This window comes from Atopobacter phocae ATCC BAA-285, from assembly GCF_000526675.1.
GTDB classification, from domain to species: Bacteria; Bacillota; Bacilli; order Lactobacillales; family Aerococcaceae; genus Atopobacter; species Atopobacter phocae.
On the sequence record NZ_JAGN01000007.1, the window covers coordinates 1 to 25,996 of the forward strand.

General features: G+C 33.4%; 27 protein-coding genes and 1 other RNA gene. 22 read left to right on the top strand and 6 right to left on the bottom strand.

From position 1 onward, the window contains the following. Positions 1–209: 209 nt before the first annotated feature. The 6 genes from ssrA (at position 210) to L866_RS0102160 (ending at position 4,447) form a co-directional block, all read left to right on the top strand. Positions 210–575, top strand: a transfer-messenger RNA (tmRNA) gene (gene ssrA / locus L866_RS09220). 247 nt (positions 576–822) lie between these two features. Further along, on the top strand, positions 823–1,386 hold the full coding sequence (locus L866_RS0102140) for a hypothetical protein (protein WP_025728707.1): 564 nt from the start codon (positions 823–825) through the stop codon (positions 1,384–1,386). Continuing rightward, on the top strand, positions 1,376–1,918 hold the full coding sequence (locus L866_RS0102145) for a DUF2179 domain-containing protein (RefSeq protein ID WP_025728709.1): 543 nt from the start codon (positions 1,376–1,378) through the stop codon (positions 1,916–1,918). Before L866_RS0102140 ends, L866_RS0102145 begins: the two co-directional genes overlap by 11 nt. Before the next feature lies 1 nt (position 1,919). Further along, positions 1,920–2,879 (top strand): YihY/virulence factor BrkB family protein, encoded by a 960-nt coding sequence (locus tag L866_RS0102150; protein ID WP_025728711.1) that lies wholly within the window; start codon positions 1,920–1,922, stop codon positions 2,877–2,879. Between the two features lie 6 nt (positions 2,880–2,885). Beyond that, a complete protein-coding gene (locus tag L866_RS0102155; RefSeq protein WP_025728713.1) occupies positions 2,886–4,076 on the top strand; it encodes an FtsW/RodA/SpoVE family cell cycle protein in 1,191 nt (396 codons plus the stop codon). A 26-nt stretch (positions 4,077–4,102) separates the two neighbouring features. After that, positions 4,103–4,447 (top strand): glycine cleavage system H family protein, encoded by a 345-nt coding sequence (locus L866_RS0102160; RefSeq protein ID WP_025728715.1) that lies wholly within the window; start codon positions 4,103–4,105, stop codon positions 4,445–4,447. 44 nt (positions 4,448–4,491) lie between these two features. Here the strand turns inward: L866_RS0102160 and L866_RS0102165 are convergent, their stop codons facing one another. Then, on the bottom strand, positions 4,492–5,214 hold the full coding sequence (locus L866_RS0102165) for a gamma-glutamyl-gamma-aminobutyrate hydrolase family protein (RefSeq protein ID WP_025728717.1): 723 nt from the start codon (positions 5,212–5,214) through the stop codon (positions 4,492–4,494). Positions 5,215–5,460: 246 nt separating this feature from the next. Here L866_RS0102165 and sufC point away from each other — a divergent pair, with 246 nt between their 5' ends. From sufC to L866_RS0102195, 6 genes are all read left to right on the top strand, one after another. Beyond that, positions 5,461–6,240: a Fe-S cluster assembly ATPase SufC gene (gene sufC / locus L866_RS0102170; RefSeq protein WP_025728719.1), complete on the top strand. Its 780-nt coding sequence runs from the start codon at positions 5,461–5,463 to the stop codon at positions 6,238–6,240. Beyond that, positions 6,240–7,508, top strand: coding sequence for a Fe-S cluster assembly protein SufD (gene sufD, locus L866_RS0102175; RefSeq protein ID WP_156919498.1), 1,269 nt, complete (start codon positions 6,240–6,242; stop codon positions 7,506–7,508). Before sufC ends, sufD begins: the two co-directional genes overlap by 1 nt. Next, positions 7,498–8,748, top strand: coding sequence for an aminotransferase class V-fold PLP-dependent enzyme (locus tag L866_RS0102180; RefSeq protein WP_051452841.1), 1,251 nt, complete (start codon positions 7,498–7,500; stop codon positions 8,746–8,748). Before sufD ends, L866_RS0102180 begins: the two co-directional genes overlap by 11 nt. After that, positions 8,735–9,184, top strand: a complete 450-nt coding sequence (gene sufU / locus L866_RS0102185; RefSeq protein ID WP_025728724.1) for a Fe-S cluster assembly sulfur transfer protein SufU — start codon at positions 8,735–8,737, stop codon at positions 9,182–9,184. Before L866_RS0102180 ends, sufU begins: the two co-directional genes overlap by 14 nt. Next, positions 9,181–10,575 (top strand): Fe-S cluster assembly protein SufB, encoded by a 1,395-nt coding sequence (sufB, locus tag L866_RS0102190; protein ID WP_025728726.1) that lies wholly within the window; start codon positions 9,181–9,183, stop codon positions 10,573–10,575. The genes sufU and sufB overlap by 4 nt, the downstream gene beginning before the upstream one ends. 240 nt (positions 10,576–10,815) lie before the next feature. Beyond that, on the top strand, positions 10,816–11,760 hold the full coding sequence (locus tag L866_RS0102195) for an alpha/beta hydrolase (protein ID WP_025728727.1): 945 nt from the start codon (positions 10,816–10,818) through the stop codon (positions 11,758–11,760). Between the two features lie 121 nt (positions 11,761–11,881). On the opposite strand, the gene L866_RS0102200 is transcribed toward L866_RS0102195, so the two are convergent. Next, positions 11,882–12,142 carry a metal-sensitive transcriptional regulator gene (locus L866_RS0102200; protein ID WP_025728729.1) on the bottom strand — a complete coding sequence of 87 codons (261 nt, stop codon included), beginning with the start codon at positions 12,140–12,142 and terminating at the stop codon, positions 11,882–11,884. Then, positions 12,135–12,437: a rhodanese-like domain-containing protein gene (locus L866_RS0102205; protein ID WP_025728731.1), complete on the bottom strand. Its 303-nt coding sequence runs from the start codon at positions 12,435–12,437 to the stop codon at positions 12,135–12,137. The genes L866_RS0102200 and L866_RS0102205 overlap by 8 nt, the downstream gene beginning before the upstream one ends. A gap of 308 nt (positions 12,438–12,745) precedes the next feature. Between L866_RS0102205 and L866_RS0102210 the strand changes: the two genes are divergently transcribed. Beyond that, on the top strand, positions 12,746–13,150 hold the full coding sequence (locus L866_RS0102210; RefSeq protein ID WP_025728733.1) for a YbaN family protein: 405 nt from the start codon (positions 12,746–12,748) through the stop codon (positions 13,148–13,150). 38 nt (positions 13,151–13,188) lie between these two features. On the opposite strand, the gene L866_RS08405 is transcribed toward L866_RS0102210, so the two are convergent. Then, positions 13,189–13,470, bottom strand: a complete 282-nt coding sequence (locus L866_RS08405; protein ID WP_025728734.1) for a helix-turn-helix transcriptional regulator — start codon at positions 13,468–13,470, stop codon at positions 13,189–13,191. A 394-nt stretch (positions 13,471–13,864) separates the two neighbouring features. On the opposite strand from L866_RS08405, the gene nrdD reads away from it, so the two are divergent. The 9 genes from nrdD (at position 13,865) to pepF (ending at position 24,348) form a co-directional block, all read left to right on the top strand. Further along, positions 13,865–16,060, top strand: coding sequence for an anaerobic ribonucleoside-triphosphate reductase (gene nrdD / locus L866_RS0102220; RefSeq protein ID WP_025728735.1), 2,196 nt, complete (start codon positions 13,865–13,867; stop codon positions 16,058–16,060). Then, the gene (gene nrdG, locus L866_RS0102225; protein ID WP_245578423.1) at positions 16,053–16,658 is read left to right on the top strand and encodes an anaerobic ribonucleoside-triphosphate reductase activating protein; all 606 of its coding nucleotides are present in this window, start codon (positions 16,053–16,055) and stop codon (positions 16,656–16,658) included. Before nrdD ends, nrdG begins: the two co-directional genes overlap by 8 nt. Positions 16,659–16,812: 154 nt before the next feature. Continuing rightward, entirely contained in the window at positions 16,813–17,895 is a 1,083-nt protein-coding gene (locus tag L866_RS0102230; RefSeq protein WP_025728737.1) for a M42 family metallopeptidase, read from the top strand. A gap of 24 nt (positions 17,896–17,919) precedes the next feature. Beyond that, complete coding sequence (gene lplA, locus L866_RS0102235; RefSeq protein WP_025728739.1) at positions 17,920–18,942, top strand: lipoate--protein ligase; 1,023 nt, start codon at positions 17,920–17,922, stop codon at positions 18,940–18,942. Between the two features lie 12 nt (positions 18,943–18,954). Beyond that, the gene (gene trpS / locus L866_RS0102240; RefSeq protein WP_025728741.1) at positions 18,955–19,971 is read left to right on the top strand and encodes a tryptophan--tRNA ligase; all 1,017 of its coding nucleotides are present in this window, start codon (positions 18,955–18,957) and stop codon (positions 19,969–19,971) included. Between the two features lie 109 nt (positions 19,972–20,080). Then, positions 20,081–20,476: a transcriptional regulator SpxA gene (gene spxA / locus L866_RS0102245; RefSeq protein WP_025728743.1), complete on the top strand. Its 396-nt coding sequence runs from the start codon at positions 20,081–20,083 to the stop codon at positions 20,474–20,476. A 218-nt stretch (positions 20,477–20,694) separates the two neighbouring features. Then, positions 20,695–21,390 (top strand): adaptor protein MecA, encoded by a 696-nt coding sequence (locus L866_RS0102250; protein WP_025728745.1) that lies wholly within the window; start codon positions 20,695–20,697, stop codon positions 21,388–21,390. Positions 21,391–21,456: 66 nt separating this feature from the next. Further along, positions 21,457–22,446: a competence protein CoiA family protein gene (locus L866_RS0102255; protein WP_025728747.1), complete on the top strand. Its 990-nt coding sequence runs from the start codon at positions 21,457–21,459 to the stop codon at positions 22,444–22,446. A 78-nt stretch (positions 22,447–22,524) separates the two neighbouring features. Next, positions 22,525–24,348, top strand: a complete 1,824-nt coding sequence (gene pepF / locus L866_RS0102260) for an oligoendopeptidase F (protein WP_025728749.1) — start codon at positions 22,525–22,527, stop codon at positions 24,346–24,348. A 139-nt stretch (positions 24,349–24,487) separates the two neighbouring features. On the opposite strand, the gene L866_RS0102265 is transcribed toward pepF, so the two are convergent. Together L866_RS0102265 and L866_RS09000 are read right to left on the bottom strand one after the other, a co-directional pair. After that, the gene (locus L866_RS0102265) at positions 24,488–25,201 is read right to left on the bottom strand and encodes a DsbA family protein (protein WP_025728751.1); all 714 of its coding nucleotides are present in this window, start codon (positions 25,199–25,201) and stop codon (positions 24,488–24,490) included. Between the two features lie 36 nt (positions 25,202–25,237). Continuing rightward, the gene (locus L866_RS09000; RefSeq protein ID WP_025728753.1) at positions 25,238–25,837 is read right to left on the bottom strand and encodes a CYTH domain-containing protein; all 600 of its coding nucleotides are present in this window, start codon (positions 25,835–25,837) and stop codon (positions 25,238–25,240) included. Positions 25,838–25,996: the final 159 nt, after the last annotated feature.

Here is a 25,996-nt window from a genome sequence, read left to right on the forward strand (position 1 = left end):
CGCTTATAATATACAGGAGATCTGTTCTTTTTTGTACCCTAAAATAAAAAATAGAGTTGAGGCCTTTGGCCATCAACCCTATAAATTATAGAACCCTTTTTTTTAAGTGATTGATTTTAATGAGAAATAGGATTAAATATTCAACAATGATGACCCGATATTTGAAAGCCTGCTTTAAATCTGTTAGAATGGATGTTGTAGGTCATATAGGGGCTGTTACGGATTCGACAGGTATATGACGGTGGATTGATGCAATCCGTAGGTTACGTCTACGATAAAACGTTACCAGTTAAATATAACTGACAAACAACAAACAAATACTTTAGCATTCGCTGCCTAAAAACAGCATGCTAAGATCTAGACGACATCACCCATGTGTCGGGTTCTAGGTCCTATATTAGTGGGTTACGCTTAATTTATCCGTCTGTTAAATTATAGAAGAGACTATCAGGCTCGCTAATCGGAATGCCTGTTTATTGGCTACCGATTAGTTAAATAAAATTAATAGACTATGATTGTAGATTTGGTTCAATCGCGATATTTGGACGCGGGTTCGACTCCCGCCAGCTCCATTTAATTGAAAGTTTTATAAAACGTTGATTTATCAACGTTTTTATTTTTTATTCAAATAACTAATGTAGTAGATTATTAATGGATTCTTGTATTGTTTGAAATAATATTGGAAGCATGGTTTAATCTACTTAAATGATTTTTAAAAGATGAGTAACGTCCTATATTTTTGGAAATAAATAAATTACAATAGGAATAGTATAAAGTGGCAATAATTTTAAAGAATGAAGCCAAATGAAAGAGTGAGTCAGATTGAAAAAATTAAAATGGGTCATTATGAGTGGGATAGCCTTATTAGCGATGGGCTGTAAAGAAACGAATCAAACGGTGGATACGAAACATACAGTCACGATTGATGAAAATCAAACCAATAAAGCAAATAAATCAGAAGACAAGAAACATGATAATGCATCTTCTGACGCCAAAAAGGATAAGGAAACGGTCGATTTAAAAACGATTGAAGCACAAAGAATTACATCTTCTACAACGTTAAGTGATGGTGTTCAAAAAGCACTTGAAAAGATTACACATTTAAAAAATCAAGCCATTACTATGGAGCAATATTATTTTATCCTAGATGAAGAGCGTAATGGAGCGATTTTTCTAAGAGTATTCGAGCAAGAGTCAAATGAACAAGAAGAAAATGATGAACCTAAACAAGATCAGAAGGAAAATGATCAGCCTAATAAATCAGAGCAGGTTCACTTGGTCACTATTTATAAATATGATCAAGCACTCGATCAGTTGTTTCAACGAGCGCCAATGGAAAAAGAATTTTCGTTAGTTGAACAAAAGGAGAACACAGATGAAAATTGAATTCGCTGTACTTATTCAAATTTTTGTTATCAATTTTTGTTACATTACTTTGAATACTGTACGCTTTATGTTAACTATGAAAGGATATCGTTATCTTGCGCCAATAGTGAGTTTTTTCGAAATAATCATTTATATTCTAGGCTTATCATTAGTTATGAATAGTCTGAATAATATTTGGAACGTCGGAATGTATGCTTTTGGATATGCTGTAGGAATTAGTTTTGGTATCTTTTTAGAAAATCGAATGGCCCTTGGTTATAGCTTACAACGAGTTGTTTTACCAAGTAGTGATCATCAAAACTTAGTTAATTTTTTGAGAGATAAAGGGTATGGGGTAACTGTATGGACTGCCAATGGACGTGATGGAGAACGATTAGTGATGGAGATTCTCTCTAAACGTAAAGATGAACGTCGGTTACGTGAATTAGTGCTAGAACAAGCCCCACAAGCGTTTATTGTCATGAGTGAACCTAAATATATACACGGTGGATTTTGGTCCAAACGTGTAAAAAAAAGAATTGGGAGGAAATGATTTGAAAAATAAAAATTATCGTACGCGCCTAGCCGAATTTATGACAGTATTTAAACGGAATTGGCAATATGTTAATTTGTCACAACAAGCATCGACTATGGCATTTTTCGCTTTGCTTGCCTTATTTCCTTTTTTATTAGCATTAGCCAATTTAATACCTCTTTTACCAGTAGATAAAGGAGAGTTATTCGCTGTGATGAAAACAACTGTGCCATCGGATGTTTACAATGTCGTTCAACCCATTTTAAGTTCTTACTTAAAGCAATCAACTGGTGGTGCATTGTCGCTCAGTTTATTAATTTCATTTTGGCCTGCTACAAAAGGTTTAAGTGCGATGCAAGAAATGCTAAATCAAGTATATGATGCACAACCACGTGCTAATTTTATTTTGACGCGAATTATGTCATTTGTCATTGGATTGGCATTAGCGGTATTAACAACTATCGTTTCATTTATTTTTGTGTTTGGAAACCAAATCATTGAATTTTTAGAACAACAATTCAATTTTAATGTTATTTCGTTGGCGTCATTTGACTTATATAAATGGATTATTGCATTCATGTTTATGTTTTTAGTAGGTGTTCTAATTTATACGATTGTACCAAATGTCAATTGGAGTTTAAAATATTCAGTACCGGGAGCAATCGTATTAACATTAGGTTTCTTATTAATTTCGCAATTATTCTCTTTATATGTAAGTTTTGCGAGTCAGTCATTTGGACCAGGAACTTTTGGGGTAGTAATTGTTATGATTATGTGGATGTATATTATTAATATGGTGATTATTATTGGAGGATTTATTAACGTCCTCTGGTATCGATTTAATCATCCAAGAGTTGAAGAAAATCAACAAGTTAATGGATTACAATCAGGTGAATTGGCTTTTTCATCTGATAATATGCAGTCAATTAATCCAGAAACGATTATTTTATCGCATCGAATAATAAAAAGAAAAGGATAATCATTTATGCAAGTATTTCGTTCGTACCAAAAAAAAGATAACCGAATTGATTACGGTATTATTTTATCGATTATTATATTAGCTGCTATTAGTGTTTTAGCTTTATTATCAACTACTTATTTGCAACTACCAGAAGGATCGTTGCGGACGACTATTATGCAGCTGGTGTGGTATGCACTCGGTATTGTTGCTGTTATATTTTTAATGTTTTTTGATTCAGAACAAATGTGGAAAATAGCTCCTTTAGCTTACGGGACAGGACTCGGCTTATTAGTACTGGTGTTAATTTTTCATGATCGTACGATGGCAAATTTAACCGGGGCGAGAAGTTGGTTTAAAATCGGTAGTTTGACATTTCAACCATCTGAAATTGTTAAAATATTTTATATTCTTTATCTAGCGCGGGAAACAGCTAATCATAATGCTAATTACCCTCAACACAAGCGAACTTTAAAGAGTGATCGAAATTTAATTTTCCGCCTAATATTGGTTTCTTTACCGGCGTTAGTTTTAGTACTCGTTCAAAATGATTTGGGAACGACTTTAGTATTTATGGCTATTCTAGCTGGTATGATGATGATGAGTGGAATTTCATGGCGTATTTTGGCACCACTTTTTCTTGGTGGCGCATTGATTGGCGCGTCATTAATTGCTATTGTTGCATGGGATCGAGATCATTTGCTAAGTCTAGGTTTTAAAGATTATCAATTTGCTCGTATCGATTCTTGGCTCAATCCTTACTCAGATCAATCAGGTAGTGGTTACCAATTATTTCAAAGCTTTAAAGCAATAGGTAGTGGTGAGTTATTTGGTAAAGGATTTGGTGTATCAAACGTTTACGTACCAGTTCGTGAATCAGATATGATTTTTTCCACGATTGCAGAAAATTTTGGCTTTATTGGGAGTTGCTTTGTTTTATTTGTTTATTTTGTTTTAATTTATCAAATGGTTCGCGTTTGTTTCTATACCAAAAATGAGTTTTATACATATATTTCGTCTGGTGTTATTTCTATGATTTTATTCCACGTATTTGAAAACGTTGGAATGAGTATTGGATTATTACCATTGACGGGGATTCCATTGCCTTTTATTAGTCAAGGGGGATCAGCTCTAATTGGTAATATGATGGGGGTTGGATTAATTTTGTCCATGCGTTATCATCATGACTCATCTATTTTTAATCGGGAAGAATTATAAAAGATATAAGTTGAAGGAGTGTTATTATGAAATTTTCAAAGGATGGTTTTTGGATTAAAGAGCAAGACGATCATATTGTCATTGGATTTGGTTTAAAGTTACAAGATGATGTAGGAGAAGTTGCTTTTGCTTCATTCCCATATGAAGAAGCACTCAAAAAAGGTGAGCCAATCATCGATGTAGAAGCGAGTAAAGCTGTAACAACAGTAGATAGTCCTTTAACAGGTACTGTTGTTAAATGGCATCGAGAAGTAGAAGATACGCCTGAATTATTAAATGCAGTTGATACGGAATTAAATTGGCTGGTTGAATTATCACATGTACCTAGTGAGGAATTAGAACATTTATTAAATGAAGATCCATTCTTATAAAAAACTGTGGGAACCGAGTTATTGAACTCAGTTTCCACAGTTTTTTATTTTTTTGTTTGATTAACAAAATATTCAAATATTTTAAAAGAAGCATTATCTTCTTTAAAGAGTAATTCGGGATGCCATTGGACTCCCAAGATGTTTAGTGAAGGATCGCTATGTTCAATCGCTTCAATAATACGGTCATCACTCCAAGCGATAGCTTTGAAGGCAGGTGCTAATTCTTTCACTCCTTGATGATGTAAGGAATTAATTTGATGTTTATGCCCCATTATTGGATATAAAACACTATCTCGTTCAACTTCAATTGAATGAGTTAAGATAGTTGGATGACTTTTTTGACTATGTTGTATTTTTATGAGTTCATATTGACTCATTAAGTCTTGATAAAGAGTTCCACCAAAAAAAACATTTAAAAGTTGCATGCCTCGACAAACGCCTAAAATAGGAATCTGTTTATTAATTGCAGCTTGAATGATAGCTAATTCAAATTGATCTCTTTTAGGTAATATATTGCCTAATTGTAAATGAGGTTGTTCATTGAAATGCGACGGATCAATGTCATGTCCCCCAGCCAATACAATACCATCTAAATGTGAAACAAAGGCAGATGCTTTGTCAGGGGAATCAATTGGAACAATTAATGGAATTCCACCGGCTTGACTAATTGCTTCGGCATATGCAGAAGGGATATAACTAAATGGTAAATATTCTAATACGTCTACATATTCTCTTTCACTCGCTAAAATACCAATCACAGGTTGCATAGATGTACTCCTTTCAATCGTTAATAACATTGTATAAAAAAAATATAAAAAATCAAAAGAAAATGATTGAAAAGACTTTTGTACTATTAATAATTATTCTAAAAAAAATACAAGTCAATGATGGATCGTCTAAGCTATAGAACATGCTTTATCTTGTTTTTTTTGATATACTAAAGTTACATTATTGTTCAAAATGAGAATACGGTGTTTCATTTTATCAATGGGGAAGAGAAGGAGAGAAGAGAAATGCATACATTAAAGATTATTGATTTACATGTTGAGATTGAAGGAAACAAAATTTTGAAAGGGGTTAATTTAACTGTTAACTCTGGAGAAGTTCATGCGATTATGGGACCAAACGGAACAGGTAAGTCTACATTATCAGCTGCGATTATGGGGCATCCAAAATATGAAGTGACTCAAGGAGAAGTATGGTTGGATGATGTCAATATTTTAGAATTAGAAGTGGATGAACGTGCACGTGCAGGTTTATTTTTAGCAATGCAATATCCAAGTGAAATTCCAGGAATAACGAATGCCGAATTTCTACGTCAAGCTATAAATGCGAGACGTAATGAAGGTGATCACATTCGTGTCATGGACTTTATTAAAAAATTAGATGAAAAGATGGAAGTACTTGATATGCCAGAAGAGATGGCTGAACGCTATTTAAATGAAGGATTTTCTGGTGGAGAAAAGAAACGTAATGAGATTTTACAATTAATGATGATTGAACCGATTTTTGCATTATTAGATGAAATAGATTCAGGTTTAGATATTGATGCATTACAAGTTGTATCAAAAGGTGTCAATGCAATGCGCGGTGAAAATTTTGGAGCGATTATTATTACCCATTATCAACGTCTGCTTAACTATATTCAGCCAGATGTCGTTCATATTATGATGGATGGAAAAATTGTTAAAACAGGTGGATCTGATTTAGCAAAAGAACTGGAGGCTAATGGATATAAAGGCTTAATGGCAGAACTAGGTTACGCGATTGAAGAAGTGGAGGAGGGTAAATAATGATGAAACAAGCTTCAATGGATTATGCAATGCATCGAGGCTTACCTGAATGGGCATGTGTAGCAAGAGAAGAAGCATTGGCGCTTGCCGATCAACTACCTCTTCCGGTGATTGATCGGGTTCGTTATAACAAATGGCCGATTGAGGAAGTCGCTTACGATATTTCAAGTATTGAGCATTGGCCGACTAATCCGATTGTAGATAAAGAGAATAGTATGGCACGAATTGTTCAAATAGGAAATGAAACGATTTTAGAATCTGTTCACGTTGATTGGTTAGAAAAAGGTGTCATCGTGATGGATTTATGGGAAGCGATGCAAACTCATCCTGATTTAGTTCAAAAGCATTTAATGAAGCAAGTAGTTAAGAGTGATGAAGATAAACTAGTTGCACTTCATTTAGGTCACATGATGAGCGGTATTTTTGTATATGTCCCACGTCATGTGGTGTTAGATTCACCAATTGAATTAGAATTAATAGCGAATAATACACGCTCTGAATCATTATATAAACATATCCTTGTTGTAATGGAAGAAGGTAGTTCAGCTGACTTAATTGAAAATTGGACAAGTTACGGAACTGTTAAAAATACGGCTAATATAATTGTTGAATTACACGTCAAAGATCAAGCGCGTTTAAATTATTCAACTTTAGATTATTTAGGCAGTGAAATGACAACCTATTTAAATCGACGTGCACGAGTTGAACGTGACGCAACAATCAATTGGGCGATTGGAGCCATGTCAGAAGGACATTTAATTGGTGACTTTAACGCAGATTTAGTAGGACAAGGGGCATCAAGTTATGTCAACATAGTTGCCATTGCTAATGGTCGACAAGTAAAAGGAATTGATACACGTGTTACTAATATTGCCCCTCATTCGATTGGCCATATTATGCAACATGGTGTAATTTTAGATCGCGCTACACTTACGTTTAATGGGATTGGCCATATTTTAAAACAAGCAAAACATGCAGATGCGCAACAAGAGAGTCGCATTTTAATGTTATCTGATCAAGCAAGAGGGGATGCTAATCCAATCTTATTAATTGATGAATTTGAAGTAACTGCGGGTCATGCGGCTAGTGTTGGTAAGATTGATGAAGAACAACTTTATTACTTACAAAGTCGAGGGATTGATGAATCAGTTGCGAAAAAATTGGTAATTAGAGGATTTTTGGGTAGTGTAATTTCAATGATTCCTGCCGGTGAAGTTCGTAGTCATTTTATCGAGTTAATTGATCGGAAGTTATATAATGGAAAATAAATATTTAATTCAAAAAATGGAAAATACACGAAATGATTTTCCAATTTTAAATGAAGAGATTAATGGAGAACAGTTAGTATACTTAGACAATGCAGCTACCACACAAAAGCCCAAACAAGTGATTCAGTCTCTAGTGAATTATTATGAACACCAAAATTCTAATATCCATCGTGGTGTTCATACATTGGGTAACCGAGCAACAATTGCATACGAACAAGCGCGTCGTGTAGTTCAACGTTTTATTAATGCTGAAAAAGAAGAAGAAATTATTTTTACAGGTGGGACAACAGAGAGCCTTAATTGGATTGCTACGGGATGGTTAAAGCGTTATTTAAAATCTACGGATATCATATTAACAACACGTGCAGAACATCATGCTAATTTAATTCCTTGGCAAGAATTAATAAAACAAACGGGGGCGCGACTTGAATTTATCCCTTTAACTGAAACAGGTAATGTAGATGTTAAAACCGTGAAACAGATGCTTACCCCTAATCATCGATTTTTAGCAATTAATCATGTATCTAATGTTTTAGGAATCGAAAATCCGATTAAGGAATTATCACAATTAATGCATGCTAACGAAGGTTATATTATCGTGGATGGCGCTCAAAGTATTCCGCATATGCCAGTTGACGTAAAAGCGTTAGATGTAGATTTTTATGCCTTTAGTGCGCATAAGATGATTGCACCAACAGGAATTGGTGTGCTATACGGTAAAAAAAATCTTTTAAAACAAATGACTCCACAGTTATTAGGTGGCGAAATGATTACTCGTGTAGGAGATTATGAGAGTGAATGGGCAGATTTACCTTATCGTTTAGAAGGTGGCACGAGACATATAGCTGGGGCGATTGGTCTAGCGCATGCGATTAACTACTTAAATCAAGTAGGAATGAACAATATACTTACATATGAAAAATTGTTAGTAGATTATATTTATCCACGGCTTAAAGCGATTGAAGGGGTTACGCTATATGGTGGTCAAAAGAATCGATCAAGTGCCTTATTCACGTTTAATATTGATGGTATTCATCCTCATGATGTAGCAACTGTATTTGATGAAATGGGGATAGCTGTACGTGCAGGGCATCATTGTGCACAACCTTTAATGCGTCTACTGAATACACCGTCAACTGTAAGGGCAAGTTTTTATTTTTATAATACATTTGCCGAAGCAGATCGCTTTTTAACTGGTATTGAAGAAGTAAAGGAGTTTTTCAAAGGTGGCATTATCTAGATTAGAGCAGTTATACCGACAAGTTATTCTCGATCATTATCAATCGCCAAGAAATCACGGGCTAACTCGTGCCGCTGAAGCACATGAAATCAGAATGTATAATCCTAGCTGCGGTGATGAATTAGTTATTGAATTAATTATTAACGAAGATGATGTCATTACGTCGGCGCACTTTGATGGAGTAGGTTGTTCGATTAGTCAAGCAAGCGCAAGTATGATGACAGAAGTCGTTATTGGAAAGTCTTTACAAGAAGCTAATGAATTAGCTCATCTATTTAGTCAAATGATTTTGGGAGAAAGCGTTGATACAGATCGTTTAAAAGATGCACAATTGCTTAGTGGCGTTCAAAAGTTTCCGGCACGTATTAAATGTGCGACGCTCGCTTGGAAAGCAATTGAAGAATTTGAAGAGGAAAGAGAGGCGAGCAACAGATGAAAGATGTTCCAGTAGTTAATGAATACCAATTTGGATTTAGTGAAGATGTTGAATCATTATTCGATACCGGAAAAGGAATTAATGAACAGGTTGTCCGTCAAATTAGTGAAATAAAGGGCGAACCGGAATGGATGCTTGATTTTCGATTGAAAAGTTATGAAGCATTTAAGCAACGTGAAATGCCAACATGGGGGGCCGATTTATCTGATATTAATTTAGATGAGATTACATTTTATCGTAAATCAACAGGTGCACCTGCGCGAGATTGGGATGATGTTCCCCAAAAAATTAAAGATACGTTTGAGCGCTTAGGTATCCCACAAGCAGAACGTGCATATTTAGCTGGAGCATCCGCTCAGTTTGAATCAGAAGTCGTTTATCATAATATAAAAGAAGAATTTGATAAATTAGGGATTATTTTCACTGATACAGACACTGCATTAAAGGAGTATCCTGAGTTATTTAAAAAGTATTTTGGTAAATTAGTTCCCCCTTCAGATAATACATTAGCAGCACTCAATTCAGCCGTATGGTCTGGTGGGACATTCATTTATGTGCCAAAAGGTGTTAAATCTGATGTACCATTACAAACATATTTCCGTATCAATGATTCGGGTATGGGACAATTTGAGCGGACGTTAATTATTGTTGATGAAGGAGCTAGTATCCATTACGTAGAAGGGTGTACGGCACCGACTTATTCGGAAAGTAGTTTACATGCAGCAATTGTTGAAATATTTGTTGAAGAAGGCGGTTATTGCCGCTATACAACTATTCAAAACTGGTCGGACAATGTTTATAATTTAGTAACAAAGCGTGCTAAAGCCGAAAAAGATGCAGTCGTAGAATGGGTAGATGGTAATTTAGGTGCCAAAACAACTATGAAGTATCCAAGCGTTATTTTAGACGGTCCTGGTGCACGAGGCACTATGTTATCAGTTGCTTTTGCCGGTGAAGGTCAAGTACAAGATACAGGTGCTAAAATGATTCATCGAGCACCTCACACTTCTAGTTCAATTGTTTCCAAATCGATTAGTAAAGATGGTGGAACAGTTAATTACCGTGGGCAAGTAAAATTCACACGAGAAGCAGAGCATTCCATTTCCCATATTGAATGTGACACGATTATTATGGATGAATTATCAAAATCAGACACAATCCCTTATAATGAAATTCACAATAGTAAAGTGACTTTAGAGCATGAAGCTAAAGTTTCAAAAATTTCTGAAGAACAACTTTTCTACTTAATGTCACGCGGTTTAACTGAATCTCAAGCAACAGAAATGATTATTATGGGATTTGTTGAACCATTTACTAAAGAGTTACCAATGGAGTATGCGGTTGAATTGAATCGACTAATTAGCTATAACATGGAAGGTTCAGTTGGATAGAAGCATAGACTAAAAGTAAATAAAATAATTAAATGCACAAATGAATAAAATGAAAATGAATAAAATGAAAATGAATAAAAATATTAAATCTTTGTGTGCAATTGAATGATTAACAAATTTTAATAAAAACCACTAAACATTGGCAAATGTTTAGTGGTTTTTGTATAATAGAAAGATAATGCATTTATTTAGAAAACAATAGGTTATAAACCTTTACTACTTTTAAGAATAGGTGATGATATGAAAGAACGGTTAGCTAGACGATTGACTTTTTTATCGAATGATCAACGAGAAATCGTAGCATATAAATGGAATCAATTGACTCAACCTGCCAAGGGTGTTGTTCAAATTGCTCACGGTATGGCTGAAACAGCAAGCCGTTATGAACATTTTGCTAAAGCTTTGAATGAAAATGGTTGGATTGTTTATGCCAATGACCATCGCGGACATGGAGAGAGTGCAGATAGTAAAGAACAGCTCGGATATTTAGGAGAAACAAAAGGTTTCGAGCGTCTGGTGTCGGATATGGACATGTTAACAACTATTATTCGAAATGAAAATCCGACTTTACCTATTTATTTATTTGGGCATAGTATGGGGTCTTTTGCATCGCAACGTTATTTAATGGATTACCATAATCGAATCGATGGGGTTATTTTATCCGGTTCAAATGGAGAACAAGGATTACTGACTTTAAATGCTGGTCAGTTGCTTGCTCAACTCGAAATGAGCATTCGAGGAAAAAAAGCAAAATCGCGTCTGATGAATCAGTTGATTTTTGGTCGATATAATCGATTATTTAAACCTAAACGTACCGGATTTAAATGGTTGTCACGTGATAAACATGAAGTTGATAAATACGTTCAAAATCCTTATGCTGGTGGCATTTTCCCAACTAGTTTTTATGTTTATTTAATTAATAATTTGAAATATATTGAAAATCAAAAGAATTTTTATAAAATCCCTAAAAATATACCTATTTTCATTATTTCTGGGTCTGATGATCCAGTGGGTGATTATGGGAAAGGTGTAAAAAAATTATATCAACGATACAAACAGTTATTGGTTAAATCTGTCGAAATGAAAATTTACCACCAAGCACGACATGAATTATTAAATGAAACGAATAAAGATGAAGTAATTGTCGATATTATTAATTGGTTGAATCAACAACAACTGGTTTAATGGCAAATCTTGTTAATAAAAACACATCTGATGAATGATCAATCTCTCCATAATCGTTGGATTCTTCTAGCGACTGGAGTATCATTCAAAAGATGTGTTTTTAAATTATATGATTTAATTGTTATTTTTTTATAATGAGTTGAATGGCTTGTTCCATTCGTTTTAATTGTTCATCGTAATCAGATGTAGGATGTTCCATACAGTGCATTAAATTTTCAGCTACAATCACACCCATAATTCGATCAACACTTGAACGTACAGCACTTAATTGTGTAATTACATCTGAACAGTCTTTTTGTTCTTCAATCATTTTATGAATGCCACGAATTTGGCCTTCCGCGCGTTTTAAACGATTTAACAATTGTTTGTTACAGCTATACATATTCAATTTCACCTTTCCAAAAAGACATTCCTCCCAAAACATTAGTGACATGGTACCCGTGCTGCACCAAAAATTGAGTAGCTTGACTTGATCGAGCGCCAGAACGACAAATAATAAAATAATGCTGTTGTTTATTTAATACATTAAATCGTTCGCTTAACAAGCTCAGTGGCAGATTAGTAGCAGTAGGAATATGCCCGTGATTGTATTCATCTTCCTCTCTCACATCAATGATGTGAATGTCTTTTTTATTTGCTTGCTGATAAAATTCATCAATAGAAATAGAATAATACATGTTTCATCTCCTTTTTTCAAGAGTACTATAAGCGTCAAAAATAAGTTCTATAAAAAGAGCACTAAAAATAAAATACCTATACTGGTATATTCAAGCGTAAAAAGATGTAATAGTCAAGAATTGTTACTTATAAAAATGGAGGATACGTTTTAAAATAGAAATTTTAAATGAATCTAAATAAATGTATTCTCATTCAATGAAATATCTAGTAAACTGGAAGTAATAGTTATCTTAATTAGTTGTCATGTATCAGATTTATTGAAAGAAGTGGGCAAGTCGTATTAATAGAGAAATAGGAGGCGTTATGTTTGGTTAAAAAAATTATATATATTACTTTAGGGTGTATTACTTTTGGGCTTGGGACTTTAGGAATATTTCTTCCTCTGTTGCCTACAACTGTATTTTATCTTTTAACAGCATTTTTCTGGGTAAGAAGTTCAGATAAACTTCATGCAAAATTTGTTCAATCTGAATTTTATCGTGATTATGTTGAACGACCATTTATAAAGAAAGAAATGACTCGCAAACAATTATTAAAAACGTTAGGTATGATGTTTGTAGTATTTTTTGTTTCAGGAATGATTGTTAATAACAAAATTATGCGTATTTCATTAGTAGTAATATACATCTTCCATGTTGTTTTCTTCTATTTTTATTTTAAAAAAGAAAAAACAGTAGATGTTCCAGTCGTCGCTGAAGTAGAAGTTGAATAAAAAAGGCCAACCTCGTTTTAATAGAGGTTGGTCTTTTTTTAATGTGATTGACGATGACGTTTTCTTACTTTAACGTGAATATCCAATGTGCCTCCTGCTGAAGTAACAATTTGATTTAGTGTTTTCAAACTAATATTTTGTTTACCTGTTTCAATTTTTGCAATATAGGATTGATTTTTATTAGAAACTTTTGCTAATTCTTGCTGCGTCAAATGTTTCTTATTGCGTAAATCAAGTAAAACATTAGCTGCTAGTTGATTAGCGTAGGATTCATTATCGAGGTCTGTTTGAGAATATACGTCTGTTGTCTGGTAAACCATTAATAACACGTCCTTTTCTATATTTGAGATCATGACATGAACAGGATCATTGATTGTTTAAAATCATCATAGAGAAATACAGTAAAATAAAATAGTAATAAAAGAAAGTTTTAAATATCTAATAGTTTGATTAGAAAAAATTAATATCTATTTACCTTTATAATAGGCTTTTGTATATAAAAATTCAAGCCTTAATGATGTATTTTAAAATAAATTCTTGGAAAATAATTTATGAAAAAAAGAAATATATTTTTTTTGAATCTTAATTAATTAAGTAACAACACGGTATATATAGTTTTGTGTTTATTTTCACAATACTATATATTGTGTTGTCTATTGAAAGATATTTAAAGTCTGTTAAACTAGAAAGAGGAAATAAAAGGAGGAGATTAGAATGACGAGGTCCGTTGTTAATCATCATGTAAGTAATTTAAATAACCTTGCCAATCAATTAGTCGTAATAAAAAGAGATGGGCGTGAAGTGTCTTTTGATCGAGATAAAATTAGAGCGGCTATTTTAAAAGCGACGGATCAAGTATATGATCAAATAACTCAAACATTATTAGAGGATATTAATCGAGTGATGGAAGATGTTGTTTTAGAAATATCTAATCGCTTCCATCAGGATATAAAAATTTATGAAATTCAAAACATTGTTGAACACATTTTAATTGAACATGGCTTAACTTCATTAGCAAAAAGTTATATTAGTTATCGTACAGAAAGAGATTTACAGCGTAGTCAAGCAACCGATATTAATTACACCATTCAAAAATTATTGAATAAAGATCAAACGGTCGTTAATGAAAATGCAAATAAAGATAGTGAAGTCTTTAATACGCAACGTGATCTAACAGCTGGAACTGTCGCTAAAGCAATGGGATTAAAAATGATGCCAGAACACGTAGCGAATGCTCATTTAAAAGGAGATATTCATTATCATGATCTTGACTATCATCCTTACTCGCCATTAACTAATTGTTGCTTAATTGATTTTAAAGGTATGTTTGAAAATGGATTTAAAATTGGTAATGCTGAAGTTGAATCTCCGCGTTCAATCCAAACTGCAACTGCTCAAATGGCACAAATTATTGCCAATGTAGCTTCGAGTCAATATGGCGGCTGTTCAGCTGATCGAATTGATGAAATTTTAGCACCATATGCACGTATTAATTATGAGAAGCATATGGCTGATGCAGTTGAATGGGTTGAAGGATTGGATAAACAAAAAGCGTATGCGCTCAAGAAAACACAAAAAGATATTTATGATGCGATGCAAAGCTTGGAATATGAAATTAATACGCTTTATTCGAGTCAAGGGCAAACGCCTTTTACAACATTGGGATTTGGATTAGGAACAGATTGGTTTGAACGTGAAATCCAACAATCGATTCTTAAAGTTCGCATTAAAGGACTAGGAAAAGAAAAACGCACGGCAATATTTCCTAAATTAGTATTTACTTTGAAGCGCGGAACTAATTTAGAACCAGCTGATCCTAATTATGATATTAAAGAGTTAGCTTTAGAATGTGCAACGAAGCGGATGTATCCAGATGTTTTAAGTTATGACAAAATTGTTGAATTAACGGGTAGTTTTAAAGTACCGATGGGATGTCGAAGCTTCTTACAAGGTTGGACAAGTGAAAAAGGTCAAGAGGTAAATGCAGGACGAATGAATTTAGGGGTAGTAACCTTAAATTTACCGCGAATAGCTTTGGAATCAAATGGCAATTTGGAACAATTTTGGCAAATTTTCCATGAGCGAATGGGAATTGTTGAAGATGCATTAGTCTATCGAGTAAATCGTGTGAAAGAAGCACGTCCTACTAACGCACCTATTCTTTATCAGTATGGCGCTTTTGGTACAAGGCTAGACCGAAATGATTCGGTAGATGAATTATTTAAGAATCGTCGAGCGACTGTATCTTTAGGCTATATCGGATTATATGAAGTAGCGACTGCCTTTTATGGAGCAGAGTGGGAATCCAATCAAGAAGCAAAAGCCTTCACTATTGATATACTTCGACAAATGAAACAATCAACCGATAAGTGGAGTAATCAATTTGGCTATCATTTCAGTGTTTATTCGACACCAAGTGAAAGTTTAACCGATCGTTTTTGTCGAATGGATCGAGAAAAATTTGGAGATATTAAGGATATTACAGATAAAGAATATTATACGAACTCGTTTCATTATGATGTTCGAAAAAATCCAACACCATTTGAAAAATTAGAATTTGAAAAAGATTATCCACTCTATTGTTCAGGCGGGTTTATTCATTATTGTGAATATCCGATTATGCGCCAAAATCCAAAGGCGTTAGAGGCAGTATGGGATTTTGCTTATGATCGAGTAGGATATCTGGGGACAAATACGCCAATTGATCATTGTTATGTTTGTGATTATGATGGCGAATTTAAGCCAACAGCAAGAGGATTTGAATGTCCTAATTGTGGTAATACAGATCCTAAAACATGTGATGTGGTCAAACGAACATGTGGTTATTTAGGTAATCCACAAGCAAGACCAATGGTACATGGGCGACATGAAGAAATTAAATCACGTGTCAAACATGTGAAAAGTGAGTGAAGAACGAGTGAATAACATAAAAAAAAATCGTCAATTACCGCGTAATCCTCAACCGAAAGAATGGCTAAGTGAAAATTATTCTCGAAATAAAATTGCAGATTACAAACCTTACAACTTTGTTGATGGCGAGGGCGTAAGGTGTAGTTTATATGTTTCAGGGTGTTTATTCGCTTGTCCGGGCTGTTATAATAAAATAGCACAAAATTTTAATTATGGTATGGAATATACAGCTGAATTAGAAGAGAAAATATTGAATGATTTATCAGCCGCTTATTGCCAAGGATTAACTTTGCTCGGTGGCGAACCGTTTTTAAATACAGGAATTACGCTATCTTTGGCGAAAAAAGTACGCGAACGCTTTGGAGATACAAAAGATATATGGGCCTGGTCGGGCTATACTTTTGAAGAACTGTTATTAGAAAGCACCGATAAATTAGAGCTATTAGAATATATTGATATTTTAGTAGATGGACGATTTATTCAATCGAAGATGGATTTAGGCTTACAATTTAGAGGAAGTTCCAATCAACGTATTATTGATGTGAAAAAATCCTTAAAACTTAAGGAAGCCGTTATTTGGTCGAAATTAAATGATTAAACAAAAAGATGACGCTCAATATTTCAATGAAGTATTGAGCGATTCTTTTATACATATCTGATTAATTAAGAGAGATGATAGTAGTTTGATAACAAAAATTATAGTAAGATAGTAACAGTAAAACGTTTAAATAAAGTTAGGAAAGTGGGATGGAATGGAAAAAGAATTATTTAATGACTTAAAGCGAATGACGGAAGTGCCTGGTATTCCTGGACACGAATATGCCGTTCGTGAACTTTTTAATGAGATGACACAAGAATACGTTAATGAATATGTGACAGATGGTTTGGGTAGTCATTTTGCTGTATTAAATAAGCAGCCATCACTTCCAAAAGTACTAATGGGAGCACATTTTGATGAAGTAGGATTCATCGTGTCGAACATTACTGAAAAAGGTTTTATTCAATTCGTTCCTGCAGGTGGATGGTGGAGCCAAGTATTATTAGCGCAGCAATTAACAATTATTACAAATGAAGGTAAACGTATTCACGGAGTTGTTGGATCAAAGCCACCTCATGCGCTATCATTGGAAGCACGCAAACAACCTTATCCATTAGAAGATATGTTTATTGACATTGGTGCCTCAAGTGAAGAAGAGGTTCGCGAGTGGGGTGTACAAGTCGGAGACATGATTACACCGTATATTGAAACTCGTCGCATGAATGGTTCAAAATTTTTATTAGGAAAAGCTTGGGATAATCGAATTGGTGTAATGATTATTGTTGAAGCAATACGACGTTTAAAAGGTAAATCATTACCGAACACAGCATATCTTGGTGCAAATGTTCAAGAAGAAGTGGGATTACGTGGGGCAAAGACAGCAACACATATGATTCAACCGGATATTGCTTTTGCGATTGATACAGGATTATCTGGAGATACACCAGGAATGACGCCAAAAGAATCCAATTGTAAACTGGGAGCAGGCCCTGAATTATTTGTGATGGATCACTCGATGATTGCCCATGTGGGATTACGCAATTTTGTTATAAAGGTCGCAGAAGAATTAAATATTCCTTACCAATTAACAACGACACCAGGTGGCGGAACCGACGCAGGAAGTCAACATTTAAGTTTAAATGGTATACCTAGTTTTGCAATCGCTGTTCCTGTACGCTATTTACATTCACACACATCAATGATTCATGAAGACGATTTTTTAAAAACAGTAGATTTAGTGGTTGCACTATTAGAACGACTAGATGAAGTGACAATTAACGAAATAAAAAATGCTTAATTTATCTTAAAGGAGATGTCAAATATGTATTATGTAAATAATGAACGAAATGGTGAACGTGTTCTTGATGCTGCTACTAACTTAGCATTAGAATATTATTTATTAAATGAAAAGATTTTAGACGAACCAATTTTATTATTTTATACTAATGAGAATGCGATCATCATTGGTAAAAATCAAAATACATATGAAGAAATTAATCAAGATTATATTGATGAGCATGGTATAGAAGTTATTCGTCGCTTTTCTGGTGGTGGGGCAGTTTATCATGATATGGGAAATGTATCATTCTGCTTTATTACCGAAGATGATGGCAATAGCTTCCGTGATTTTAAAAAATTTACACAGCCAGTGATTGAAGCACTTCATAAATTAGGAGCAACGGGCGCGCAACTAGAAGGTCGTAATGACCTGTTAATTGATGGCAAAAAATTCTCAGGTAATGCGATGTATTCAAATAAAGGTCGTCTAACAGCTCATGGCACTTTAATGTTTGATTTGGATACCGATGTGGCTACTCATGCATTAAGACCAAAAGAAGACAAGTTTAAATCAAAAGGAATTAAATCTGTAAGAAGTCGTATTACTAATATTAAGCCATATGTTGATGAAGCTTATCGTGATATGGATATTTTTGAATTCAGAAACTTATTATTAAAAACGATTTTCGATGTAGAAAACGTTGAAGATGTAAAACAATATCATTTAACAGAAGAAGACTGGGAAAAAGTCGATGCATTTAAAGCGCAATATACAGGAAATGATGCTTGGAATTATGGAGCTAATCCAGCATTTGAAATCAAAAATTCAGCACGTACATCTGTTGGACAAATTGATTTCAATTTAAATGTTAAAGATAACCAAATTGAAGCAATTAAAATTAATGGTGATTTCTTTGGGTTAGGTGAAATTAATGATGTGGAAGAAAAATTACTTCATACACCATATAAACGTCAAGATTTACTAAATGTTTTTGATTCAATTGATTTGAATTTTTATTTTGGTAAGATAAGTAAGGAAGAATTAGTTGATTTAATGCTAAGTTAAGGATGTGAACGTATGAATAAACAAGTTTTACTAACGGGCGATCGTCCTACAGGCCAGCTTCATTTAGGGCATTATGTAGGTTCGCTTTTGAATCGTGTCGCTATGCAAAATAGTGGTGACTACGATAGCTTTATTATGATAGCTGATCAACAAGCGTTGACAGACAATGCAAAAAATCCTAAAAAAATTCAAGATAGTGTGTATGAAGTGATGTTGGATTATTTATCAGTAGGAATCGATCCTACTCAATCAACCATATTTATCCAATCGCAAATACCCGCTTTACCAGAATTAATGCTGTATTATTTAAATTTAGTTACAGTAAGCCGTATGGAACGAAATCCAACAGTAAAAAGTGAAATTAAACAAAAAGATTTTGGAAGAAGTGTTCCTGGTGGATTTTTTGTTTATCCAATTAGTCAAGCAGCAGACATTACAGCTTTTAAAGCAAATGTAGTTCCTGTAGGCGACGATCAATTGCCAATGATCGAACAAACACGTGAAATTGTTCATTCATTTAACCAAACTTATAATAAAGAAGTTTTAGTAACTCCTGAAGCTATTTTACCGAAGAAAGGTTTAGGGCGTATTCCAGGTATTGATGGGAATGCAAAAATGAGCAAGTCACTTGGCAATGCGATTTATTTAGCCGATTCGAAGGATATCGTTCAAAAGAAAGTGATGTCAATGTATACCGATCCAAATCACATACGTGTGGAAGATCCAGGTCAAATTGAAGGCAATATGGTTTTTGCTTATTTAGATATTTTTGCACCTAACAATCCGGTAGTTGCCGATATGAAAGAGCACTATCAACGTGGCGGATTGGGAGATGTTAAAGTTAAACGTTTCTTAATGGAAGTTTTAGAAGAAACTTTAGCGCCAATTAGAGAAAGACGTGCTGTTTTTGCTTCTGATCCAGCACAAATTTATCGGATGCTTGAAGAAGGTAGTGAAAAAGCTCGTTTAGTTGCACAAAATACTTTGGATGAAGTTCGAGATGCAATGGGACTAAATTATTTTGGATAGTCAATCGATTTAAAATATAACACCAAATGGACTATATTTTTATCAATGAATAGTGTATAATAAAGAGAGCAAATGATACTTAGGACTTCTTATGAAAAGGAGTGATTTAATGGTAACAATTTTTACCTCTCCAAGTTGTACATCTTGTCGTAAGGCAAAAGCTTGGTTCGAAGAAAACAACATCGCCTACGAGGAACGTAATATTTTTCAAGAAGCGTTGACGAAAGAAGAAGTGAAACTAATTTTACAAATGACTGAAGACGGTACAAGTGAAATTATTTCTACCCGTTCAAAAGCGTATGCTGAATTAGGTGTAGATATTGATTCTTTCCCTTTAAATCAATTAATTGATTTAATTGTAAAAGAGCCAGGTCTATTAAGACGACCAATTATGTTAGATAATAAAAGATTTCAAGTTGGATATAATGAAGATGAAATCCGTCGTTTCTTACCACGATCTGTGCGCCGGTTAGAATTAATGGAAGCAGAACGGATGTCAATGTAATCAAATTTGAGGATTGAATTGAAATGGACACGATATCGTGTCCATTTTTATTTCCTTAAAAATGCTCAATTAGAGACTTTATAAACTCCCAAATAATAAGGGCTTGGAAGATATAAGGTAAAGCTTAGTTGAGCTTTGTTATAAGTGATGACGGGTGACAAAATTCAGCTTTCATGCTATAGTATGTATCACAAGGAAGTGAAGTGAGGTGACAATTAATGGAAATGGAACGAATTAACGATCGGACAGTAAGGGTAATCATAAAAAAAGAAGATTTAGAAAAACGTGGAATTGAATTTTTAGATTTATTAGGAAATCAAAAACAAGTTGAAAGTTTTTTTAGAAGTATACTTGATGAGATTGATGAGGACGGACCTTTTATTGACTCAGATAGTGTAAGCTTTCAAATTATGCCAACTGGCGATGGTCTAGATTTATTAATTTCACATCATCGTACGGATGACGATACAGAAAGTGATCTCGAACGATTTCTTCGCGCAATGCGACCAACTATCGAACAAGACGATCAAGAATCTAAGGATTATGACGAAGCTTTAACGATTCAGGAATTAGAGAAAACAGCAGATGAAATAGAAGAACAAAAGCATGGTGATCAATTTGCTACAAATAAATATACAGTAGCTGTATCGAATGATATCGAGGCTCTGATTGCAATTGCTAAAGAGTTAGATTTAATACCTAATCACTCGGAACTATATCATCATCAACAAGCTTTCTTCTTAACGTTAAATTATGAAGGCTATGAGATTACAAATGCAATGTTTGAAGATATCAACTATCAAATAGCAGAATTCGCCAATGTAAGTTCTGTTTCTACTAGTTGGTTAGACGAATATACAAAAACGCTGATCGAACAAGACGCGGTAGAACAATTACGTAATTACTTTAAATAATAAATAAACTAAAAGCTTGCAATCTTTTGCAAGCTTTTTTGCGTCCTTATGTTTAAGGAGGACAAAATGAAATTAGCATTAACTAAAAACGGTGAATATATTGAACCGCATTTAGCGCAAGTAGGTATAGTATATTATTGTCCAAAATGTTTAAAACCAGTCACGTTGAAGCGTGGTAAAAAAATAGCAGCACATTTTGCACATTGCGCTAAAATAAATAGAATAGCAGAGTCTCAACAACATCGCTATGCTAAAAAACTATTAAAAATGAAAGTAAGTCGTGCAGGGTATGTAGTAAAAGAAGAACAAAGCATTGGAGCAGAACGACGAAGTGATTTACTCATTCAGTTAGAAAATAATAAATGCTTAGCTATTGAATATCAGAAAAGTCATATTCAATCTGATCATCTTTTCGAACGGATTGAATCGTATAAGCGTGCATGTATTACGCAATGGTGGATTAGAGGAAGTGAAGGATGTTTACCTCATAAGCGTGCTGAAAAAAATTGTATGTACTATAAATACCATCCACAATTTGGATTGTATTGTTGGATGTTAGATCATAAAAAACAAGCTTTAGTTTTTCAGTATGATTTAAGTGTTCACCCAATGAATCATCAAATAGTCAAAGGAAGACAGTTCGTTTATCCTATTGAAGAAGGTTTGCCAACATTTTCTCGATTATATTATTACCATTCGTTATTTCAAAAGGGGAAAGATAAGCAATATAATAACGAAAGGCTTTATTTTCTTGCTAAACGCAATAAAGAACATTTTTGTCGATATTTTAGACAATCTCATCGCTTAATAGACCGTCATTTTGCAAAAAAGTTATACGAACGAAGAGAGGTAATCGAAGATGTTCCATTGACTTGTTTTTTACCCCCGTTTTATTTACCATTAAGTAGTTATTCGTTAGTATACTGGCGTTATTTTTACAAAACTCAAGATAAACGATTTAAAGATGTGCTAAAACATTATAAATGGTATGCCATGCCATTTATGAATAAAAAAGAAATTACAAGTATTTTTTTGAGAAAATATGTTAAAAAATAGTAATGGTTTTTCTATATAAATTTAAGTATGGTAAAATAAAATTTGTATAAATATTTAATATACTATGGAGGTTATTATATGACACAAACTAATAAACCAAATACTATTTTAAGTCGTGAAGAAGTTCCATTAGAATTCACTTGGGATTTAACAAGTGTTTATACTTCAGATGAGGAAATGGAGAAAGATTTATCACACGTAAAAGATCAAATTAAAACATTTGAAGAGTTACATACTGATATGACATCGTCTCCTGAACAACTTGCACGTATTCTAGATTTACAAGCAGAGCTTTTACAAGTAATAGAACGCGCATACGTATATAGTTCAATGAAATTTGATCAAGATACTACAAATCCTACTTACCAAAGTTTACGTCAACGTGCATTAGATACGTACATTGCATTATCAAGTGCTACATCATTTATTAATCCAGAAATTTTAAATATGGATGCAGATCAATTGACACAATGGGTTGAAGAATCTAAAGAATTAAATCGCTATAAACAATTGATTGACCAATTATTGAAACAAAAAAATCATGTACTTTCAAGCGAAATGGAAAGTATGTTAGCTGAAGCTGAAGGTATTTTTGGTGGAGCTAGTCAAACATTTGGCGCTTTAATGAATGCAGATTTAGATTTTGGAGAAGTTGAAAATGAAGAGGGAGAAATGGTTCCTCTAACTCACGGGTCATATGGAACATTAATTCAATCAAAAGACCGTGCAACGCGTGAACGCGTGTATCAGCAACTTTATCGACACATAAAAGGTGTTATTAATACATTAGCTCAAACTATTGGAACACAAGTTAAAAAGCAAAATTACTTAGCGAAAATGCATCATTATCAATCAGCACGTGAAGCTAGCTTGAGCAAAAATGATATAACAGAAGAAGTATATGATATTTTAGTTCAACAAGTTAATGAACATTTACCTTTACTTCATCGCTATATCGCATTAAGAAAAAAAGCACTTGGTTTAGAAAAAGTGCGCATGAGCGATATGTATGTTTCTTTAGATAAAGCAACAGATGATAAATTATCATTTGAAGAAGCACGCTCAATAACACTTAAAGCATTAGAACCTCTAGGAGACGATTATCAAGCTATTTTGAATGAAGGATTTAATAATCGTTGGATTGATGTCTACGAAAATAAAGGAAAACGTTCTGGTGCTTATTCATCAGGCGCTTATGATACAAATCCATTTATTTTACTGAATTGGCAAGATGATTTAATGAATTTATTTACGCTAGTTCATGAATTTGGACATTCAGCACATAGCTACTATACGCGTAATAACCAACCATTCATTTATGGAGATTACTCAATTTTCTTAGCTGAAATCGCTTCTACAACAAATGAAAACCTATTGACTGAGTACTTATTAGAGAAAGAAACAGATCCAGTGAAACGATTGAATTTATTAAATAACTACATTGATCGTTTTAAGAGCACGATTTTCAGACAAACTCAATTTGCTGAATTTGAACAATTGATTCATGAAGCAGATCAAAAAGGTGAAGCTTTAACGGTTGATCATTTGTCTAAATTATATGCAGATATTAATAAACGATATTATGGACCAGATGTTGAAGAAGATGCAATGATTCAATATGAATGGGCACGTATACCTCATTTTTATTACAACTTCTACGTGTATCAATATGCAACAGGTATGGCGGCAGCCACTACATTGGCTTCACACATTTTAAATGATGGGGAAGAAGCGGTTGAACGTTACAAAACATACTTAAAAGCAGGACGAAGTGATTATCCAATCGAAATTATGAAACGAGCTGGTGTCGATATGACAACTAAAGACTATTTAGTGGAAGCTTTTGCCGTTTTTGAAAAACGATTGAATGAATTGGAAGAAGTTATTAATGAGTTAAGTTAATCTTTAAAATATAAAATAAATATTACAGATGAGGAAGATGAAGTAACGTTGTTGTTACGTTCATCTTCTTTTTATTATAATTAGCTAAATCTTATTCAAGTGAAGTAATAAAAAAACTATCTTTCATTAAGAAAGATAGTTAAAAATCATATTTTTTTGATTGAATAATTTTAAAAGTTTTGGCAAGTACACATTCTGTTGATTTAGTTGGCGAATTCTTTGTAAATGTTCTTGAAGAATCGGAATAGTTATTGTATAAATCGATGAGATGTTGCTGCGTAATATCTCGTTGAATTAAAATGCCATATTCATCAGTAAAATTATCAAACATTACTAATGAAGGTGTTTCAGTTATGCCCATTTCACACGCGATTTTTAAATCATTTGCGTAGGATTTTTTAAGTTCCTCATACTCATCAGATGGTAAATCAAAAGTAATCGGCATATTTAAATCTTTAGAGATTTGAACCAACAAATCTTTTGTTAGTTCTTGATGTTCTTCGTGAATCATTTTTTGAGTCCGCATTAAAAACTGTCTTCCACGTTTTTGACCGTATTGTAAGGCCATTTTAAATGCAATAGAAAGATGATAGATTGATTTATAAATTTTATTTCTTAGAGCAATATCATTAACATCCAACTGATTTTCTTTCATATACTGTGTAATGGTATTCATGTTATGATAAGTTAGTATTTTAATATTCACTTTACAGGGTGCATTTTTAATAAAGGCCTGTATTTCTTTTTCAACACAATAACAGCGAAAACCAAATGGGTTAATGAATAAATATAAATCAATCACTTGGTGCGGATCAAAAGATGGTTTAGGTTTTTTGTTATAAAATTTATACATCTTTATTCACCTCCGTAGTCAAGTGTCGATTAGTGTTTAAACAATTTTATCTAAGGCGCGAGCTAATTTGTTATCACTAGGTATAAATGGTATGTTTAATTTATTTATAAATTGAGTGATATAACGTTGCCCTTGTTCAAGATCATTTACTTCAAATTCTAATTCATAATCTTTTGATTGGTTATCAAAAGTAACTTCATCTAAAACAATTAATCCCTCTTTGTTCACTAATTCATAGCGCTTCGTATGAATGCTCAATAGACGAGCAAACGTTGTTTCAAAAATATGCCGCGTTTCTAGCACGTGTTTAATTTCTTTTGGAATAGTCAGTAACTGATTTGATAGAATCTGTTGCGCTTCTTCCCATGAAATCGATACATTGTATTCATTTTTTTGGCCTAAAGACACGTTTTCTTTTAAAGTTATTTCGGCTAATTGAACATTTTCATTATTTGATTGGTGTTCGATTAAGCGAAGACGCAAAGCTAAACCTTCTGATTTAAATTGAGGATGATCAAAATATACGTTGTTCAAATGTAATGGTTCGGTTTGATCAAGATTTAAATGTTTAAAAAGTGTAAGATAGTTCTCTTTTGAAAGATTTATTTTAATTTCTTTTTCAATTTCTTTAGTCATTTTTTCGCTCCTCCAACTTGTAACTAGTATATCAGAAAAAACACTTCATGTTCTAGTGATAGGTTTCGTACATAAAATTTCGAGAATAATCATTGATTTAAAGGGATAAATAGTAACGATTATGTTAAAATAGTGAATGGCAAAAGAAAGGGAGTGATG

Coding starts and splice junctions, on each gene's coding strand:
- L866_RS0102145 (WP_025728709.1), top strand. CDS start 1,376: ATGAAAATTGAATTCGCTGTACTTATTCAAATTTTTGTTATCAATTTT.
- L866_RS0102155 (WP_025728713.1), top strand. CDS start 2,886: ATGCAAGTATTTCGTTCGTACCAAAAAAAAGATAACCGAATTGATTAC.
- L866_RS0102160 (WP_025728715.1), top strand. CDS start 4,103: ATGAAATTTTCAAAGGATGGTTTTTGGATTAAAGAGCAAGACGATCAT.
- L866_RS0102165 (WP_025728717.1), bottom strand. CDS start 5,214: ATGCAACCTGTGATTGGTATTTTAGCGAGTGAAAGAGAATATGTAGAC.
- sufC (WP_025728719.1), top strand. CDS start 5,461: ATGCATACATTAAAGATTATTGATTTACATGTTGAGATTGAAGGAAAC.
- sufD (WP_156919498.1), top strand. CDS start 6,240: ATGATGAAACAAGCTTCAATGGATTATGCAATGCATCGAGGCTTACCT.
- L866_RS0102180 (WP_051452841.1), top strand. CDS start 7,498: ATGGAAAATAAATATTTAATTCAAAAAATGGAAAATACACGAAATGAT.
- sufB (WP_025728726.1), top strand. CDS start 9,181: ATGAAAGATGTTCCAGTAGTTAATGAATACCAATTTGGATTTAGTGAA.
- L866_RS0102195 (WP_025728727.1), top strand. CDS start 10,816: ATGAAAGAACGGTTAGCTAGACGATTGACTTTTTTATCGAATGATCAA.
- L866_RS0102200 (WP_025728729.1), bottom strand. CDS start 12,142: ATGTATAGCTGTAACAAACAATTGTTAAATCGTTTAAAACGCGCGGAA.
- L866_RS0102205 (WP_025728731.1), bottom strand. CDS start 12,437: ATGTATTATTCTATTTCTATTGATGAATTTTATCAGCAAGCAAATAAA.
- L866_RS08405 (WP_025728734.1), bottom strand. CDS start 13,470: ATGGTTTACCAGACAACAGACGTATATTCTCAAACAGACCTCGATAAT.
- nrdD (WP_025728735.1), top strand. CDS start 13,865: ATGACGAGGTCCGTTGTTAATCATCATGTAAGTAATTTAAATAACCTT.
- L866_RS0102230 (WP_025728737.1), top strand. CDS start 16,813: ATGGAAAAAGAATTATTTAATGACTTAAAGCGAATGACGGAAGTGCCT.
- lplA (WP_025728739.1), top strand. CDS start 17,920: ATGTATTATGTAAATAATGAACGAAATGGTGAACGTGTTCTTGATGCT.
- trpS (WP_025728741.1), top strand. CDS start 18,955: ATGAATAAACAAGTTTTACTAACGGGCGATCGTCCTACAGGCCAGCTT.
- spxA (WP_025728743.1), top strand. CDS start 20,081: ATGGTAACAATTTTTACCTCTCCAAGTTGTACATCTTGTCGTAAGGCA.
- L866_RS0102250 (WP_025728745.1), top strand. CDS start 20,695: ATGGAAATGGAACGAATTAACGATCGGACAGTAAGGGTAATCATAAAA.
- L866_RS0102255 (WP_025728747.1), top strand. CDS start 21,457: ATGAAATTAGCATTAACTAAAAACGGTGAATATATTGAACCGCATTTA.
- pepF (WP_025728749.1), top strand. CDS start 22,525: ATGACACAAACTAATAAACCAAATACTATTTTAAGTCGTGAAGAAGTT.
- L866_RS0102265 (WP_025728751.1), bottom strand. CDS start 25,201: ATGTATAAATTTTATAACAAAAAACCTAAACCATCTTTTGATCCGCAC.
- L866_RS09000 (WP_025728753.1), bottom strand. CDS start 25,837: ATGACTAAAGAAATTGAAAAAGAAATTAAAATAAATCTTTCAAAAGAG.